Below are 15,729 nucleotides of genomic sequence, written 5' to 3' on the forward strand. Positions count from 1 at the left end.
AATTTGATGGAGAAAGTCATGAGTGCAACCCAAAGCGTCGGCCCACAAGCCTTGCCCGAGCTGCAGGAACAGGTCGAGCAGATCATCGCCGAAGCCCGGCGTCAGGGCGCCAGCGCCTGCGAAGTCGCCGTGTCGGTGGATCAGGGGCTGTCGACATCGGTCCGTCAGCGTGAAGTCGAAACCGTCGAGTTCAACCGCGATCAGGGCTTTGGTATCACCCTGTATGTCGGGCAGCGCAAGGGCTCGGCCAGCACGTCGGCAACCGGCGCCGACGCGATTCGTGAAACGGTCGCCGCTGCACTGGCGATTGCCGAACACACCTCCGAAGATGAAAGCTCCGGGCTGGCCGACGCTGCGCTGATGGCCAAAGAGGTCATGGATTTTGACCTTTATCACACCTGGGACATCACGCCCGAGCAAGCCATCGAGAAGGCGTTGCTCTGCGAAGCGGCGGCCTTCGATGCCGACAGCCGCATCAAGAACGCCGATGGCACCACGCTCAATACCCATCAGGGCTGCCGGGTATACGGCAACAGCAATGGCTTCATCGGTGGCTATGCGTCAACGCGGCACAGCCTCAGCTGTGTGATGATCGCCGAGGGCGAAGGCCAGATGCAGCGCGATTACTGGTATGACGTCAACCGCCAGGGCGAGCTGCTGGCCGATGCACAAAGCATTGGCCGCAAGGCTGCGTTGCGTGCAGCGAGCCGTCTGGGCGCGCGTCCTGTGCCGACCTGTGAAGTGCCGGTGCTGTTTGCTGCGGAGTTGGCAGGCGGCCTGTTCGGCAGCTTTCTTGGTGCGATTTCCGGCGGCACCCTGTACCGCAAATCGTCATTCCTCGAAGGCGCGCTGGGTCAGCGCCTGTTCCCCGAGTGGATGACCATCGATGAGCGCCCGCACCTGAAGCATGCGATGGGCAGTTCGGCGTTCGACAGTGATGGTCTGGCGACCTTCGCCAAACCCTTCGTGGAAGGTGGGGATCTGGTTTCCTACGTGCTGAGCACGTATTCCGGCCGCAAGCTGGGCATGCCGAGCACTGCCAACGCGGGCGGTGTGCACAACCTGTTCGTTACCCACGGTTCGGACGACCAGGCTGCGCTGATTCGGCGCATGGGACGCGGCTTGCTGGTGACCGAACTGATGGGCAGTGGCCTGAACATGGTCACCGGCGACTATTCGCGCGGCGCGGCAGGCTTCTGGGTCGAGAATGGCGAGATTCAGTTCCCGGTTCAGGAAGTGACCATTGCCGGCAACATGCGCGACATGTTCAAGCAGATCGTCGCCGTCGGCAGCGATCTTGAGCTGCGCAGCAACATCCGCACCGGCTCGGTACTCATCGAGCGAATGACCGTAGCGGGTAGCTGATCAGCCTGCCTCGTCAGCCCCGCACCTGACTGAACGCGTGCCAATGCCGCATTGGCTTTGGCGCGCAGTTCTCGACATTCCGTGTCACACATCCCGACTGCGCTTCGCTCCATGATCAAGAGCGATCGACAGCGTTTGCGGCCTTGCATCATCCCCTCCTCAAGAATCAATCTCATCAACTCGCTTGTGTTGAGTCAAAATCTCATTTAATAATGAATATCATTTGAAGGTGTGCTGTGGCCGTCAGGATCAGTTGATCCGGCCAGCCTGCGCCTCTGGAGGTATGTCATGCAGCATTGGAAACGCACCATTGAACAGGCCAATCGCTGTTTCAGTCTCGGTGAGTGGGTCGAAGCCCGTGAGCTGTACCTTCAGGCGCTGGCCTTGGCGCAGGTGCTGTTCGAGCGGTGGCCGGACGTGGACGAAGCCGTCGCGGCGTGTGTGATCTCCCATCACAACCTGGCGGATCTGCACCTGAGTCTGGGTCAGCCGGAGGAGAGCGCCGAGTACCTGTGCGCCATCCACCAGCACCTGTTGCGGACCCTGCAAGATCAACGACTCCCGCCCGCCCTGCGCGAGGCGGCCTTGCGCCACAGCAGCAAAACCTACGCCGAGCTGCTGAGTTTCATCAGCGAACATGGCGAATACCCGCGCACTCACCGGTTGCTGAACAGCAGCAGCGAGCATACGCGCTCTGCGCTGCAGCGCCATTCTGCAGCCCCTTCCGGACTTTTCTACGGAGCACATTGAAATGCCATACACCTTGCCTGCACTGCCTTACGCATACGATGCCCTTGAACCGCATATCGATGCGCAAACCATGGAAATCCACTACACCAAGCATCACCAGACGTACATCAACAACCTCAATGCGGCAGTCGAAGGCACGGAGTTCGCCGACTGGTCTGTGGAGAAGCTGGTCGCCAGCGTCCAGCAGTTGCCTGAAAACCTGCGTCCAGCGGTAATCAATCAGGGTGGCGGCCATGCCAATCATTCGTTGTTCTGGGAAGTCATGGTGCCGGGCGGGGGAGGCTTGCCTTCAGGCGCTGTTGCGTCGGCCATTGATGAGCAACTGGGCGGCTATGAAAGCTTCAAGGAGGCATTCACCAAGGCTGCGTTGACCCGTTTTGGCAGTGGCTGGGCATGGCTGAGCGTCACGCCTGACAAGAAGCTGGTAGTGGAAAGCAGCGGTAATCAGGACAGCCCGTTGATGAACGGCAACACGCCGATTCTGGGGCTGGACGTGTGGGAGCACGCTTACTACCTGCGCTATCAGAACCGTCGTCCCGAATACATCAATGCGTTCTATAACGTGATCAATTGGGATGAAGTGTCTCGCCGTTATCAGGCCGCCCTGGCCTGAGCCTGGCAACCGCATCCAAGGCAGCCTATGCGCTCAGAACTCCTCATGCTCAGCAATGTGCGGTTATTTCGTCTGGCAGTCGGGAGCGTGCTGTTGTTGGCGGGTATGGCGCTCCTGATTGTCCATGGGCTGAACTGGATACGCGTGCAAGGCTGGTGGTGACGGATACCGCGTTTGTCCGAGGGCTTATTCGCCCTCATCAAACCGGTTGTCGATCAGCTCGACCAGGCCATCGAGCGCTTCCTGTTCGAATTCGCCTTCGGTGTGCAGGTGGATCTCGGTGCCCTTGCCGGCAGCCAGCATCATCACGGCCATGATGCTTTTACCGTCGACCATGCTCTCCGGAGTACGGCCGACCCTGATCTTGCAGGGGAACTTGCCCGCGACGCCGACGAATTTGGCGGCGGCGCGGGCGTGCAGGCCCAGTTTGTTGATGATGGTGATTTGACGAGCGGGCATCGCAGTGAAAATCCTTCAGCTGAGGTCGCGGTGGCGAACCTGAACGTTCTTGAGTGATTGTTGCAAGACCTGACCGAGCCGCTCGGTCAGGTAGACCGAACGGTGGTGTCCGCCGGTGCAGCCGATGGCAATGGTAACGTAAGAACGGTTACTGGCTGCAAACCGGGGTAGCCATTTGTTCAGGTAAGCGAAGATATCCTGGAACATCTCTTCTACATCGGCCTGCGCGGACAGGTAGTCGATAACCGGTTGTTCCAGGCCCGAATGGTCGCGCAGCTCAGGCTTCCAATAAGGGTTGGGCAGGCAGCGCACGTCAAATACCAGGTCTGCATCGACAGGCATGCCACGCTTGAAGCCGAACGATTCAATCAGGAACGCCGTACCCGGCTCGGGCTTGTTCAGCAGGCGCAGTTTCAGTGCGTCACGCAGCTGGTACAGGTTCAGGTGAGTGGTGTTGATCTTCAGATCGGCCAGGTCGATGATCGGGCCGAGCAGGGTGGTCTCGTCCCGTATCGCCTCAGCCAGCGAGCGGTCCGCTGTGCTCAGCGGATGGCGACGTCGGGTTTCTGAGAAACGCTTGAGCAGGGTGGCTTCGTCGGCGTCCAGGTAAAGCACGTCGCATTGGATATTGCGTGAACGCACTTCATCCAGCATCTGCGGGAAGCGTGTGAGGTGGCTGGGCAGATTGCGTGCATCAATGGAAACTGCCAGCAGCGGTTCAGCCAGTTCGGTGTTGATCAGCGCGCGCTCGGCCAGTTCCGGCAGCAGGCCGGCTGGCAGGTTGTCGACGCAATAGAAACCGTTGTCTTCCAGCACATCGAGCGCCGTACTCTTGCCTGAGCCGGAGCGGCCGCTGACGATGATCATGCGCATGGTCAGTGGCCGTTCTGCACGTCCAGCACCACTTGATAAAGCGCTTCACCGCTTTTGGCACTGCGTAGGCGTTCACGCACATCGGCGCGGTCAAGCATGCTTGCGATCTGGCGCAGCAGCTCCAGGTGTGCATCGGTGGCGGCTTGCGGGACCAGCAACACGAAAAGCAGGTCCACTGGTGCGCCATCGATAGCATCGAAGTTGATAGGGTTGGTGAGGTGAATGACCGCACTGACGGGGTCTTCACAGCCGGGGAGGCGGCAATGAGGGATGGCAATACCGTTGCCAAAACCGGTCGAGCCCAGCTTTTCGCGGGCAACGAGGCTTCCAAGCACCGTCTCGAAATCCATGCCCGGTACTTCACGAGCGATCAGATTGGCGATGTCTTCGAGTACACGCTTTTTGCTGTCACCCGGCACGTCCACGAGCGAACGGCCGGGGGTCAGGATATTTTCGATTCGGATCATTAAATGGGCGTTAGCGAGCGGCCGCACCTTTGAGGATGCTTTGCTGCTTTTCCTTATGCTTGAGCAATTGTCGATCTAGCTTGTCAGTGAGCAGGTCGATGGCAGCGTACATGTCATCATGTTCAGCATTGGCAACGACCTCTCCACCATGGATGTGCAACGTGGCTTCGATCTTCTGCTTGAGCTTTTCGACCGTCATCGTGACCTGCACGTTGGTAATCTTGTCAAAATGCCCCTCGAGCTTCTTGAGCTTGAGCTCAACGTATTCACGAAGGGGTTTGGTCACTTCCAGTTGGTGTCCACTGATGTTGACTTGCATACAGCTTTCTCCTTTGCCAGTGCATAAAGAGGCAGGCATGGCACCTGCCACTGGGACGCTGTGGCTCGGCCTGTATCACATCAGTCGCTTACGCTCACTGGAAGGGGCGATCCCGAGAGACTCACGGTACTTGGCGACTGTGCGACGGGCTACTTGAATGCCTTGTGCCTCCAGTAAACCAGCGATCTTGCTATCACTCAACGGCTTTTTCTGATTTTCCGCCGCAACCAGTTTTTTGATGATTGCGCGAATTGCCGTGGACGAGCATTCGCCGCCCTCGGAGGTGCTCACATGGCTTGAGAAGAAGTATTTCAGCTCGTAAATGCCACGTGGGGTGTGCATGAATTTCTGCGTGGTCACCCGCGAGATGGTCGACTCGTGCATGCCCACTGCCTCGGCAATGTCATGGAGGACGAGCGGCTTCATGGCCTCGTCGCCGTACTCGAGAAAACCGCGCTGATGTTCGACGATCTGCGTGGCGACCTTCATCAGTGTTTCGTTGCGGCTTTGCAGGCTCTTGATGAACCAGCGTGCTTCCTGCAACTGATTGCGCATGAAGGTGTTGTCTGCGCTAGTGTCGGCGCGTCGCACGAAGCCTGCGTATTGCGGATTGACGCGCAGGCGTGGCACCGACTCCTGATTGAGTTCGACCAGCCAGCGTTCGTTGTCCTTGCGCACGATGACGTCCGGAATGACGTATTCGGCTTCGGTGGATTCGATCTGCGAGCCTGGACGCGGGTTGAGGCTCTGCACCAGCTCGATGACCTGGCGCAGCTCGTCTTCCTTGAGCTTCATGCGCCGCATCAGCTGGCCGTAATCGCGGCTTCCGAGCAGGTCGATGTAGTCGCTGACCAGGCGTTGTGCTTCTGTCAGCCAAGGTGTTTTCGCCGGCAGTTGGCGCAGTTGCAGCAGCAAGCATTCGCTCAGGTTGCGTGCGCCGATGCCGGCAGGTTCAAACTGCTGGATGCGGTGCAGTACCGCTTCGATTTCGTCGAGCTCTATGTCCAGTTCGGGGTCGAACGACTCGAGAATCTCATCGAGCGTCTCGTCGAGGTAGCCCTGGTTGTTGATGCAGTCGATCAGCGTGACCGCCACCAGGCGATCCTTGTCGGACATCGGCGCAACATTCAGTTGCCACAGCAGGTGGCTTTGCAGGCTTTCGCCCACAGAGGTGCGTGTGGTGAAGTCCCACTCGTCATCATCATTGCTTGGCAGGCTGCTGGCGCTGGTCTGGTAGATGTCTTCCCATGCAGTATCGACGGGCAACTCATTGGGAATGCGTTCGTTCCATTCGCCTTCTTCAAGGTTATCCACGGTAGGCGCGGATTCCTGATAAGTCGGTTCCTGAACGTCGGGGTTGGGCTTTTGTTCGATGTTGTCGGCAAGCGGATCGGAGTGGTCGAAGTCGTCGCCTTCTTCCTGCCGTTCCAGCATAGGGTTTGACTCCAGCGCTTCCTGGATCTCCTGCTGGAGATCCAGAGTGGAAAGCTGAAGTAAGCGGATTGCCTGTTGCAGCTGCGGTGTCATCGTCAGCTGCTGGCCCATTCTCAAGACTAGCGATGGTTTCATGGCAGGGGCTAAACACCTTATTCGCCGGCGCGCATGCGCCATCTACTACAGGCGCCGTGGCGCCAACTTAAGCAAATTATATGCCTGAAACCTGTGCGTTTGCCTAGAGTGGTATGACAAATAAAATGTTGTCAATACACTGCTTAGGCATCAATCGGCTGCGAAGCGCAACGGGGCAGTCGATTAAAGGCGGAACTCGTGGCCGAGGTAGACCTCTTTCACCAGCTGATTCGCCAGAATGGTCTCGGAGTCGCCTTCCGCAATCAGCTGTCCATCGTTGACGATGTAGGCCATTTCGCAGATATCCAGCGTTTCCCGGACGTTGTGGTCAGTGATCAGTACACCGATACCCTTGGCCTTGAGATGGTGAATGATCTGCTTGATGTCGCCTACCGAAATAGGATCGACACCTGCGAACGGTTCATCCAGCAGGATGAATTTCGGTGCGGTGGCCAAGGCTCGAGCGATTTCCACGCGGCGACGTTCACCGCCGGACAGGCTCATGCCCAGGTTGTCGCGGATATGGGTGATGTGGAACTCCTGCAGGAGGCTTTCCAGTTCCTTGCGGCGCGCACCGGCATCGAGCTCCTTGCGGGTCTCGAGAATCGCCATGATGTTGTCGGACACCGACAGCTTGCGGAAAATCGAGGCTTCCTGAGGCAGATAGCCGATGCCCGCGCGGGCGCGACCGTGCATGGGTTGATGGCTGACATCCAGATCGTCAATCAGCACACGACCCTGATCAGCCTGGACCAGACCCACTATCATGTAGAAACAGGTGGTCTTGCCGGCGCCGTTCGGGCCCAGCAGGCCGACGATCTGGCCGCTGTCGATGGAAATGCTCACATCGCGCACGACCTGCCGGCTTTTGTAGCTTTTAGCCAGATGCTGGGCTTTGAGCGTCGCCATTTACTGGGCCTTCTGAGGTTGATCGGTTTTCTTTTTCGGCTGGATGACCATGTCGATACGCGGACGTGGTGTAGTCACCTTGGCGCCGCCATTGGCCCGACCGGCGGTGACGACTTGTCTAACCGTGTCGTAGACGATTTTCTCGCCTTCCGAGGTGTTGCCATCATTGATGACCTTGGCCTTGTCGATCAGGACGATACGGTCCTGGCCAGCGTAATACTGGATGGTGACGGCATAGGCCTGCACGATCGGTTTGTCTACGGCAGGCTTCTGCTCGTAGTAAGCCAGGTTGCCGACGGAGGTGAAGACGTCGACTTCGCCCTGGGCATTACGCGTGATTGTCACGGTGTTGCCCGTGATTTTCATCGAGCCCTGAGTGATGATGACATTGCCCTTGTAAGTCGCCACGCCTTTCTTGTCATCGAGCTGAGCATCGTCAGACTGGATGTGGATAGGCTGATCTCGGTCGGTTGGCAGGGACCAGGCGCTCGCGCTTCCCAGTGCTGCGCCCAGGCCGAGCAATAAAGGAAGAGTTTTAACGAGCCTCATACTGTCCTCTTACGTTGGACAGCAGGTCCATCCTGCTGTCTTTCAAATACGCTTTCATTCCCTTGGCCGTAGTGACACCGCCCGCGCCGTCGATTCTAACGTCTTGGTCGGTCTGCGCATATTCCTTCTGAGGAAATACGGTCATGCGGCTGCTGGTAATAATGGTCGTGCGCTGTTTTTCATCGGTGCGTTCAACACGAACGGAATCCATCAGCTCGACCTGATCGCCGTCGGACGAAACTTCACCTCGCTTGCTTTGCACGTGCCACGGAAATGCTCCGCCGCGGTACATGTTCAGATTGGGTGTCGTCAGCAGGCTCACATCTGTGGCCTTCACATGCTCGACCTTGTCGGAGGTCATGTCGTACTGAAGTGTGCCGTCTGGCAGGTACTGCACGCTGCGAGTATTGATCGCATAGTAGTCGATCGCCGTGTCGTCAAGCGACGCATCAGGCTGGTCCATGAAGCTTTCCGGGCTGATGTTCCAGTAACCGACCGCTGCCAGCAGCAGCGCCAGTACCCCGAGAAGCAGGAACTTGCGAATTTTTTTAGTGAACATAATGGCTTCTATAAATAGGCGGAGTGAGCCGCTTCAAGGTTGCCTTGCGCACTCAGAATCAGTTCGCAGAATTCGCGCGCTGCACCTTCGCCGCCTCGCGCCCTGGTTATCCCGTGTGCGTGCTCGCGTACAAAGCCGGCAGCATTGGCCACTGCCATGCCCAGACCGACGCGTCTGATGACGGGCAAGTCTGGCAGATCATCACCCAGATAGGCGACCTGTTCGTAACTCAGGTTGAGTTCTGCCAGCAACTTGTCCAGTACCACCAGTTTGTCTTCACGTCCCTGAAACAGGTGTTCAATGCCCAGGCTCTTTGCCCGGCGCTCGACTATCGCGGTCTTGCGGCCACTGATGATCGCCGTGGTGACCCCCGAGGCTATCAGCATTTTAATGCCTTGGCCGTCGAGAGTATTGAATGTCTTGATCTCGCTGCCATCTTCCATGAAGTAAAGGCGGCCATCTGTCAGCACGCCATCGACATCGAAGATTGCCAGCTTGATGGCCTTGCCGCGTTGCATGAGATCCTGGGTCATTGTTTCGGTTTCCATTACATGACGCCTGCGCGCAGGAGATCCTGCAGGTTGAATGCGCCAACCGGACGGTCGTTCTGGTCTACGACAACAAGCGCACTGATTTTGTTGTCCTCCATGATCTTCAGCGCCTCGGCAGCGAGCATCTCGGCATGGGCGGTCTTGCCATGAAGCGTCATGACCTCATCGATGATGGTCTGGCGTATATCGACAGGCCGGTCCAATGTCCGGCGCAAGTCTCCGTCAGTGAAGATGCCGGCCAGTGTGCCGTCGGCTTCGACGATAGCCGTCATGCCCAGACCTTTACGAGTCATTTCAAGCAGCGCGTCGCGCAGCAGAGTGCCGCGTTGCACGCTGGGCAGTGATTCGCCGGAGTGCATCACATTCTCGACCTTGAGCAGCAGGCGGCGACCCAATGCGCCGCCCGGATGGGAGAATGCGAAATCTTCGGCGGTAAAACCACGTGCGTCGAGCAGTGCCACGGCGAGAGCGTCGCCCATGACCAGTGCGGCGGTCGTCGAGGACGTCGGTGCCAGGTTGAGCGGGCAGGCCTCATGCACGACATGCGCGTTGAGGTTGATGTCGGCAGCCTTGGCCAGAATGGACTCGGAGTCGCCGGTCAGGCTGATCATCTTTATGCCCAGGCGCTTGATCAGTGGCAGCAGGGTGACGATTTCGTTGGTGCTGCCGGAGTTCGACAGGGCCAGGATGATGTCATCGCGGGTGATCATGCCCATGTCGCCGTGGCTGGCTTCGGCCGGATGCACGAAAAACGAGGTGGTGCCGGTGCTCGCCAGTGTGGCAGCGATCTTGTTGCCGATGTGTCCGGACTTGCCCATCCCGACCACGACCACACGCCCTTTGCTGGCGAGGATCATTTCGCACGCGCGCACGAAGTCGCCGTCAAGACGTTCAAGCAGGCCTTGTATGGCTTCTATCTCAAGGCGAATGGTGCGTTGCGCCGATTGGATCAGGTCACTGGATTGGTTCATGTCTGGAGAGGATCAGCCTGCTGAAAGGCGGCGATTATAGCTGTAATGAACGATTCCCTCACGTCTGATCGTCGTTGTGTTGTTTTTAAACGAATTTCCTACGCACCTGCGTGTCTGTATTCAAGCCTGTGGCCATAACATTGTGGTACAGAATAATTCAGCGAATACCTGAACCGCTCGGTTCTCTTCTTGGGGGCGGGTGGCTGCGGTGATATAGTTCGCGGCCTGTTCGGCACGCCTGGGCAGCCTCTCGGTGTTCAAAAACCGGCGGCTCGGGGTGGAAGCTGTATCGCAAGGAGTTTAGATGAGTCCTGATGACGCCTATGCGGTCGAGTTGAAAGGTGTGTCTTTCAAACGCGGTGCGCGCAGCATTTTCAATAACGTTGATATTCGTATTCCGCGCGGCAAGGTCACCGGGATCATGGGGCCGTCAGGCTGCGGCAAGACGACCCTGCTGCGCCTGATGGGTGCCCAGTTGCGCCCGAGCGAAGGGCAGGTGTGGGTCAACGGCCAGAATCTGCCGGAGCTGTCGCGCAGTGATCTGTTCGATGCCCGCAAGCAGATGGGCGTTTTGTTTCAGAGCGGTGCGCTGTTTACCGATCTGGATGTTTTCGAAAACGTCGCCTTTCCCCTGCGCGTGCACACCGAGCTGCCGGAAGAAATGATCCGCGACATCGTTCTGCTCAAGCTTCAGGCCGTAGGCCTGCGCGGCGCGGTGGAGCTGATGCCGGACGAATTGTCGGGCGGCATGAAGCGTCGTGTCGCGCTGGCGCGCGCAATCGCTCTTGATCCGCAGATTCTCATGTATGACGAGCCCTTCGTCGGGCAGGACCCGATTGCGATGGGGGTGCTGGTGCGTTTGATCCGCCTGCTCAACGACGCGCTGGGTATTACCAGCATCGTGGTGTCGCATGACCTCAGCGAGACTGCGAGCATTGCCGACTACCTATATGTTGTCGGCGACGGGCAGGTGCTGGGGCAGGGTACGCCTCAGGAACTGATGTCCTCGGACAATCCACGTATTCGTCAATTCATGACCGGCGAGCCTGACGGTCCTGTACCGTTCCACTATCCGGCGCCGGATTTTCGCGAAGATCTATTGGGGAAGCGCTGATGCGCAATAAGTCACTGATGGACCGGGTTCGCCTGCTGGGGCGGTCGGCCATTGATATTGTTACTGTTCTGGGGCGCTCCGGTCTGTTTCTGGTGCATGCCTTGCTCGGTCGCGGCGGTGCGGGCAGCAGTTTTCAATTGCTGGTCAGGCAGCTGTATTCGGTAGGTGTCATGTCGCTGGTCATCATTGTGGTGTCCGGCATGTTTATCGGCATGGTACTGGCGCTGCAGGGTTTCAGCATTCTGACCAAATACGGTTCGGAGCAGGCGGTCGGCCAGATGGTTGCCCTGACCCTGCTGCGTGAGCTTGGTCCTGTGGTGACGGCCTTGCTGTTCGCCGGTCGTGCAGGGTCGGCATTGACCGCCGAGATTGGCAACATGAAATCCACCGAGCAGCTGTCGAGCCTTGAAATGATCGGTGTCGACCCGCTCAAGTACATCGTTGCGCCGCGTCTGTGGGCCGGGTTCATCTCGCTGCCGATTCTGGCGATGATTTTCAGCGTGGTCGGTATCTGGGGTGCTTCCTGGGTGGCGATCGATTGGCTGGGAGTCTATGACGGTTCTTTCTGGTCGAACATGCAGAACAGCGTTTCTTTCACGAACGATGTGCTCAATGGGGTGATCAAAAGCGTCGTATTTGCCTTCGTGGTGACATGGATTGCCGTTTTCCAGGGTTACGATTGCGAGCCTACTTCCGAGGGGATCAGTCGCGCGACGACCAGAACCGTCGTTTACGCCTCGTTGGCCGTGCTGGGACTGGACTTTATTTTGACCGCTTTGATGTTTGGAGATTTCTGATGCAAAACCGTGCCATCGAAACCGGAGTCGGTCTGTTCCTGCTGGCGGGGATACTGGCTCTGCTCCTGCTGGCCCTGCGAGTCAGTGGTCTGAGCACGAGCGCAAGCACCGACACCTATAAACTTTATGCCTACTTCGACAATATTGCCGGTTTGACTGTCAGAGCCAAGGTAAGCATGGCTGGCGTCACGATCGGTAAGGTGACGGCGATCGATCTGGATCGCGATACCTTTACCGGTCGCGTCACACTGGAAATTCAGAAGAAGGTCGATAACCTGCCTTCGGACTCGACTGCGTCGATTCTGACGGCCGGTTTGCTGGGTGAAAAATACATTGGTCTCAGCGTCGGTGGCGATGACAAGCTGCTCAAGGATGGCGGGACTATCCATGACACGCAGTCGTCGCTGGTGCTGGAAGACCTGATCGGAAAATTCCTGCTCAATACTGTTAGTAAAGACGCCAAGTGAGGAGCTTCAAATGATCTCTATTCTGCGCCGTGGCCTGCTGGTATTGCTGGCCACTCTGCCAATGCTGGCGAATGCCGCGGCCACCCCGTCGGCTCATGACCTGGTGGAGCGCACCACCAAGGAACTGTTGAGTGACCTGGCGACCAATCGCGAGCAGTACAAAGCCAACCCAAGCGCGTTCTACGATGCACTGAACCGCATCGTCGGTCCTGTCGTGGATGCCGATGGCATCTCCAAAAGCATCATGACCGTGAAGTATTCCCGCAAGGCGAGTCCCGAACAGGTGAAGCGTTTCGAGGAAAACTTCAAGCGAAGCCTGATGCAGTTCTATGGCAATGCCTTGCTTGAATTCAACAATCAGGGCATCACCGTCGCACCTGCAAAGGACGAAGGCAATGACCGCACCAGCGTTGACATGCAGGTAAAGGGCAGTAACGGCGCGGTTTATCCGGTGTCCTACACGCTGGTCAAGCTGAACGACGAGTGGAAAGTGCGTAACGTTGTCATCAACGGTATCAATATCGGCAAACTGTTCCGTGATCAGTTCGCTGATGCGATGCAGCGCAACGGCAACAACCTGGACACCACCATCAACAACTGGGCTGGCGAAGTGGCCAAGACCAAATCTACCGTCGATGCTACGCAGAAGCCGGTGCAATGACCGAATCTGCCGTTCGCCTTGTCGGGCCGGGTGAGCTCAGGCTGATTGGTGTGCTGGATTACCGCACAGGGCCGCAACTGCGCAAGCAGGGTGCGGCACTGATCAAATCCGGTGATCTGGCAGACCTCACGCTGGACTGCTCGGGTGTCGAGAAGTCCAGCAGCGTCGGCCTGGCCTTGTTGCTGGCGTTCATGCGCGATGCCCGGGATGCGGGCAAGTCCATGACGTTGCGCTCGCTCCCCGAAGACATGCGCCAGATAGCTCGCGTATCAGGTTTGACCGAGCTGCTGGACGCCCACTGAAAAGCACTATCGAAAAAGCCCTTTATCCGGGACCTGCTTGTCGGGCTTCGCATAACATGGGCTTTTTTTGTATGATGCCAGACCCGCGCGCGTACAGCGCCGATCGAGGTTAAGCATGCAGGCCGTAGAAGTTAAAAGCTTCCTTGAAGGAAAGCTGCCGGAAATCAAAGTGGAAGTCGAAGGCGAAGGCTGCAACTTCCAGCTGAATATCATCAGCGACGAGTTGGCCGGCCTGAGCCCGGTCAAACGTCAGCAACAGATTTATACCCATCTGAACCCCTGGATTGCCGATGGCAGCATCCACGCGGTGACCATGAAATTTTTCAGCCGCGCTGCATGGGCCGAGCGTTCCTGAGCCAATTGGTGTCGAGACTCTAATGGATAAACTGATTATTACCGGCGGCGTTCGTCTTGATGGCGAAATTCGCATTTCCGGGGCAAAGAACTCTGCCCTGCCGATCCTTGCCGCCACGTTGCTGGCGGACGGACCCGTCACTGTTCAGAACCTGCCGCACCTGCACGACATCACGACCATGATCGAGCTGTTCGGTCGCATGGGCATCGAGCCTGTGATCGACGAAAAGCTCAGTGTCGAAATCGACCCGCGAACCATCAAGACTCTGGTCGCGCCGTACGAACTGGTGAAAACCATGCGTGCGTCGATTCTGGTGCTGGGCCCGATGGTCGCTCGCTTCGGCGAGGCCGAAGTGGCTCTGCCAGGTGGCTGTGCCATCGGTTCGCGTCCGGTCGACCTGCACATCCGTGGCCTTGAAGCCATGGGTGCGATCATTGACGTCGAAGGTGGCTACATCAAGGCCAAGGCACCCGAGGGTGGCTTGCGCGGTGCCAACTTCTTCTTCGATACCGTGAGCGTGACCGGTACTGAAAACATCATGATGGCTGCCAGCCTCGCCAACGGTCGCAGCGTGCTGCAGAACGCCGCGCGCGAGCCAGAGGTTGTCGATCTGGCCAACTTCCTGATTGCAATGGGTGCCAAGATTCACGGCGCAGGTACCGATACCATCACCATCGATGGCGTCAAGCGTCTGGGCCCGGCCACCTACAAGGTCATGCCTGACCGTATCGAGACCGGCACCTACCTGGTGGCCGCTGCCGTTACCGGCGGTCGCGTCAAGGTCAAGGACACCGATCCGACCATCCTCGAAGCTGTGCTGCTCAAGCTTCAGGAAGCGGGTGCTGAAGTCACGACCGGTGAAGACTGGATCGAGCTGAACATGCACGGCAAGCGTCCAAAGGCGGTCAATGTGCGTACTGCGCCTTATCCGGCGTTCCCGACCGACATGCAGGCGCAGTTCATCTCGCTCAACGCGATTGCCGAAGGCACGGGGGCGGTCATCGAGACCATCTTCGAAAACCGCTTCATGCACGTGTATGAAATGCACCGCATGGGCGCTCAGATTCAGGTTGAAGGCAACACCGCCATTGTTACCGGCACCGAAGTGCTCAAGGGCGCGCCAGTCATGGCGACCGACCTGCGTGCATCGGCCAGTCTGGTGATCTCGGCGCTGGTTGCCCAGGGCGACACGCTGATCGACCGCATCTACCACATAGACCGTGGTTACGAGTGCATCGAAGAGAAGCTGCAAATGCTGGGTGCCAAGATCCGCCGCGTTCCGGGCTAGCAGCATGCGGTCCTGATGCCACTGGCATCAGGGCCGCCTGTTCTGTCGCGGGTGTAATTTCTGATTCGTTTCACTTCAGGTCAACAGGCCTGAGGGTTGTCATGCGCCGCTTGCGTCGTGACAAAAGTTTCCTGATAAGGACTTACGTTTCCCATGTTGACCATCGCACTGTCCAAGGGCCGCATTCTTGACGACACTCTGCCGCTTCTCGCTGAAGCCGGCATAGTGCCAACCGAGAATCCGGACAAGAGCCGCAAGCTCATCATCCCCACGACTCAGGCCGATGTGCGCCTGCTGATCGTGCGTGCCACCGACGTGCCGACCTATGTCGAGCATGGTGCCGCCGACCTGGGTGTCGCGGGCAAGGATGTGCTGATGGAATACACCGGTCAGGGCCTGTATGAGCCGCTGGACCTGCAGATTGCCAAGTGCAAGCTGATGACCGCGGGTGCCATCGGTGCGGTCGAGCCCAAGGGTCGTCTGCGCGTGGCGACCAAGTTCGTCAACGTCGCCAAGCGTTACTACGCAGAGCAGGGCCGTCAGGTCGATATCATCAAGTTGTACGGCTCCATGGAGCTGGCACCGCTGATTGGCCTCGCAGACAAGATCATCGACGTGGTCGACACCGGGAATACCCTGCGCGCCAACGGCCTGGAGCCCCAGGAGCTGATCGCGACCATCAGCTCGCGTCTGGTGGTGAACAAGGCCTCCATGAAGATGCAGCACGCACGTATTCAGGCTCTCATCGACACCCTGCGCAAGGCAGTGGAGTCGCGACACCGTAGCTGATC

The 15,729-nt window shown here is 58.1% G+C and carries 21 protein-coding genes; 11 read left to right on the forward strand and 10 right to left on the reverse strand.

The genetic code is table 11. The annotated features are described in order from the left end of the window. Positions 1–18 precede the first annotated feature (18 nt). The 3 genes from pmbA (at position 19) to JOE29_RS04160 (ending at position 2,728) form a co-directional block, all read left to right on the forward strand. Complete coding sequence (pmbA, locus tag JOE29_RS04150) at positions 19–1,365, forward strand: metalloprotease PmbA (protein WP_003313601.1); 1,347 nt, start codon at positions 19–21, stop codon at positions 1,363–1,365. 288 nt (positions 1,366–1,653) lie between these two features. Beyond that, on the forward strand, positions 1,654–2,115 hold the full coding sequence (locus tag JOE29_RS04155; protein WP_044312143.1) for a tetratricopeptide repeat protein: 462 nt from the start codon (positions 1,654–1,656) through the stop codon (positions 2,113–2,115). A gap of 1 nt (position 2,116) precedes the next feature. After that, positions 2,117–2,728: a superoxide dismutase gene (locus JOE29_RS04160; protein ID WP_003395233.1), complete on the forward strand. Its 612-nt coding sequence runs from the start codon at positions 2,117–2,119 to the stop codon at positions 2,726–2,728. A 186-nt stretch (positions 2,729–2,914) separates the two neighbouring features. Here the strand turns inward: JOE29_RS04160 and JOE29_RS04165 are convergent, their stop codons facing one another. The 10 genes from JOE29_RS04165 to JOE29_RS04210 form a co-directional block, all read right to left on the reverse strand. Beyond that, positions 2,915–3,187, reverse strand: a complete 273-nt coding sequence (locus JOE29_RS04165; protein ID WP_003313599.1) for an HPr family phosphocarrier protein — start codon at positions 3,185–3,187, stop codon at positions 2,915–2,917. A gap of 15 nt (positions 3,188–3,202) precedes the next feature. Further along, positions 3,203–4,060: an RNase adapter RapZ gene (gene rapZ, locus JOE29_RS04170; RefSeq protein ID WP_044312141.1), complete on the reverse strand. Its 858-nt coding sequence runs from the start codon at positions 4,058–4,060 to the stop codon at positions 3,203–3,205. Positions 4,061–4,062: 2 nt separating this feature from the next. Next, on the reverse strand, positions 4,063–4,527 hold the full coding sequence (gene ptsN, locus JOE29_RS04175) for a PTS IIA-like nitrogen regulatory protein PtsN (RefSeq protein ID WP_004401031.1): 465 nt from the start codon (positions 4,525–4,527) through the stop codon (positions 4,063–4,065). 10 nt (positions 4,528–4,537) lie between these two features. Then, the gene (gene raiA, locus JOE29_RS04180; RefSeq protein WP_002555091.1) at positions 4,538–4,846 is read right to left on the reverse strand and encodes a ribosome-associated translation inhibitor RaiA; all 309 of its coding nucleotides are present in this window, start codon (positions 4,844–4,846) and stop codon (positions 4,538–4,540) included. 75 nt (positions 4,847–4,921) lie between these two features. Continuing rightward, positions 4,922–6,415, reverse strand: a complete 1,494-nt coding sequence (locus JOE29_RS04185) for an RNA polymerase factor sigma-54 (RefSeq protein WP_003340639.1) — start codon at positions 6,413–6,415, stop codon at positions 4,922–4,924. Between the two features lie 183 nt (positions 6,416–6,598). Continuing rightward, positions 6,599–7,324 carry an LPS export ABC transporter ATP-binding protein gene (gene lptB / locus JOE29_RS04190; protein ID WP_003313594.1) on the reverse strand — a complete coding sequence of 242 codons (726 nt, stop codon included), beginning with the start codon at positions 7,322–7,324 and terminating at the stop codon, positions 6,599–6,601. Next, positions 7,325–7,873 carry a lipopolysaccharide transport periplasmic protein LptA gene (gene lptA / locus JOE29_RS04195; protein WP_003424523.1) on the reverse strand — a complete coding sequence of 183 codons (549 nt, stop codon included), beginning with the start codon at positions 7,871–7,873 and terminating at the stop codon, positions 7,325–7,327. Then, positions 7,860–8,432 (reverse strand): LPS export ABC transporter periplasmic protein LptC, encoded by a 573-nt coding sequence (gene lptC, locus JOE29_RS04200; RefSeq protein ID WP_003400249.1) that lies wholly within the window; start codon positions 8,430–8,432, stop codon positions 7,860–7,862. The genes lptA and lptC overlap by 14 nt, the downstream gene beginning before the upstream one ends. 8 nt (positions 8,433–8,440) lie before the next feature. Continuing rightward, positions 8,441–8,980, reverse strand: coding sequence for a 3-deoxy-manno-octulosonate-8-phosphatase KdsC (gene kdsC, locus JOE29_RS04205; RefSeq protein ID WP_210078820.1), 540 nt, complete (start codon positions 8,978–8,980; stop codon positions 8,441–8,443). Further along, entirely contained in the window at positions 8,980–9,954 is a 975-nt protein-coding gene (locus tag JOE29_RS04210) for a KpsF/GutQ family sugar-phosphate isomerase (protein WP_003313590.1), read from the reverse strand. Before JOE29_RS04210 ends, kdsC begins: the two co-directional genes overlap by 1 nt. A 304-nt stretch (positions 9,955–10,258) precedes the next feature. On the opposite strand from JOE29_RS04210, the gene JOE29_RS04215 reads away from it, so the two are divergent. The 8 genes from JOE29_RS04215 (at position 10,259) to hisG (ending at position 15,727) form a co-directional block, all read left to right on the forward strand. After that, a complete protein-coding gene (locus tag JOE29_RS04215) occupies positions 10,259–11,068 on the forward strand; it encodes an ATP-binding cassette domain-containing protein (RefSeq protein ID WP_003313589.1) in 810 nt (269 codons plus the stop codon). After that, the gene (gene mlaE / locus JOE29_RS04220; protein ID WP_003313588.1) at positions 11,068–11,865 is read left to right on the forward strand and encodes a lipid asymmetry maintenance ABC transporter permease subunit MlaE; all 798 of its coding nucleotides are present in this window, start codon (positions 11,068–11,070) and stop codon (positions 11,863–11,865) included. The genes JOE29_RS04215 and mlaE overlap by 1 nt, the downstream gene beginning before the upstream one ends. Beyond that, complete coding sequence (gene mlaD, locus JOE29_RS04225; RefSeq protein ID WP_003313587.1) at positions 11,865–12,332, forward strand: outer membrane lipid asymmetry maintenance protein MlaD; 468 nt, start codon at positions 11,865–11,867, stop codon at positions 12,330–12,332. Before mlaE ends, mlaD begins: the two co-directional genes overlap by 1 nt. A gap of 10 nt (positions 12,333–12,342) precedes the next feature. Next, positions 12,343–12,993 (forward strand): ABC transporter substrate-binding protein, encoded by a 651-nt coding sequence (locus JOE29_RS04230; protein WP_003395243.1) that lies wholly within the window; start codon positions 12,343–12,345, stop codon positions 12,991–12,993. Continuing rightward, a complete protein-coding gene (locus tag JOE29_RS04235; protein ID WP_003313585.1) occupies positions 12,990–13,295 on the forward strand; it encodes an STAS domain-containing protein in 306 nt (101 codons plus the stop codon). Before JOE29_RS04230 ends, JOE29_RS04235 begins: the two co-directional genes overlap by 4 nt. Before the next feature lie 115 nt (positions 13,296–13,410). Continuing rightward, positions 13,411–13,650, forward strand: coding sequence for a BolA family protein (locus JOE29_RS04240; protein ID WP_002555079.1), 240 nt, complete (start codon positions 13,411–13,413; stop codon positions 13,648–13,650). 22 nt (positions 13,651–13,672) lie between these two features. Continuing rightward, positions 13,673–14,938 (forward strand): UDP-N-acetylglucosamine 1-carboxyvinyltransferase, encoded by a 1,266-nt coding sequence (murA, locus tag JOE29_RS04245; protein WP_002555078.1) that lies wholly within the window; start codon positions 13,673–13,675, stop codon positions 14,936–14,938. Between the two features lie 153 nt (positions 14,939–15,091). Next, a complete protein-coding gene (gene hisG, locus JOE29_RS04250; protein ID WP_002555077.1) occupies positions 15,092–15,727 on the forward strand; it encodes an ATP phosphoribosyltransferase in 636 nt (211 codons plus the stop codon). The last annotated feature ends 2 nt before the right edge of the window (positions 15,728–15,729 follow it).

Origin of the sequence: Pseudomonas sp. PvP009 (assembly GCF_017832995.1) — a bacterium.
GTDB classification, from domain to species: Bacteria; Pseudomonadota; Gammaproteobacteria; order Pseudomonadales; family Pseudomonadaceae; genus Aquipseudomonas; species Aquipseudomonas syringae.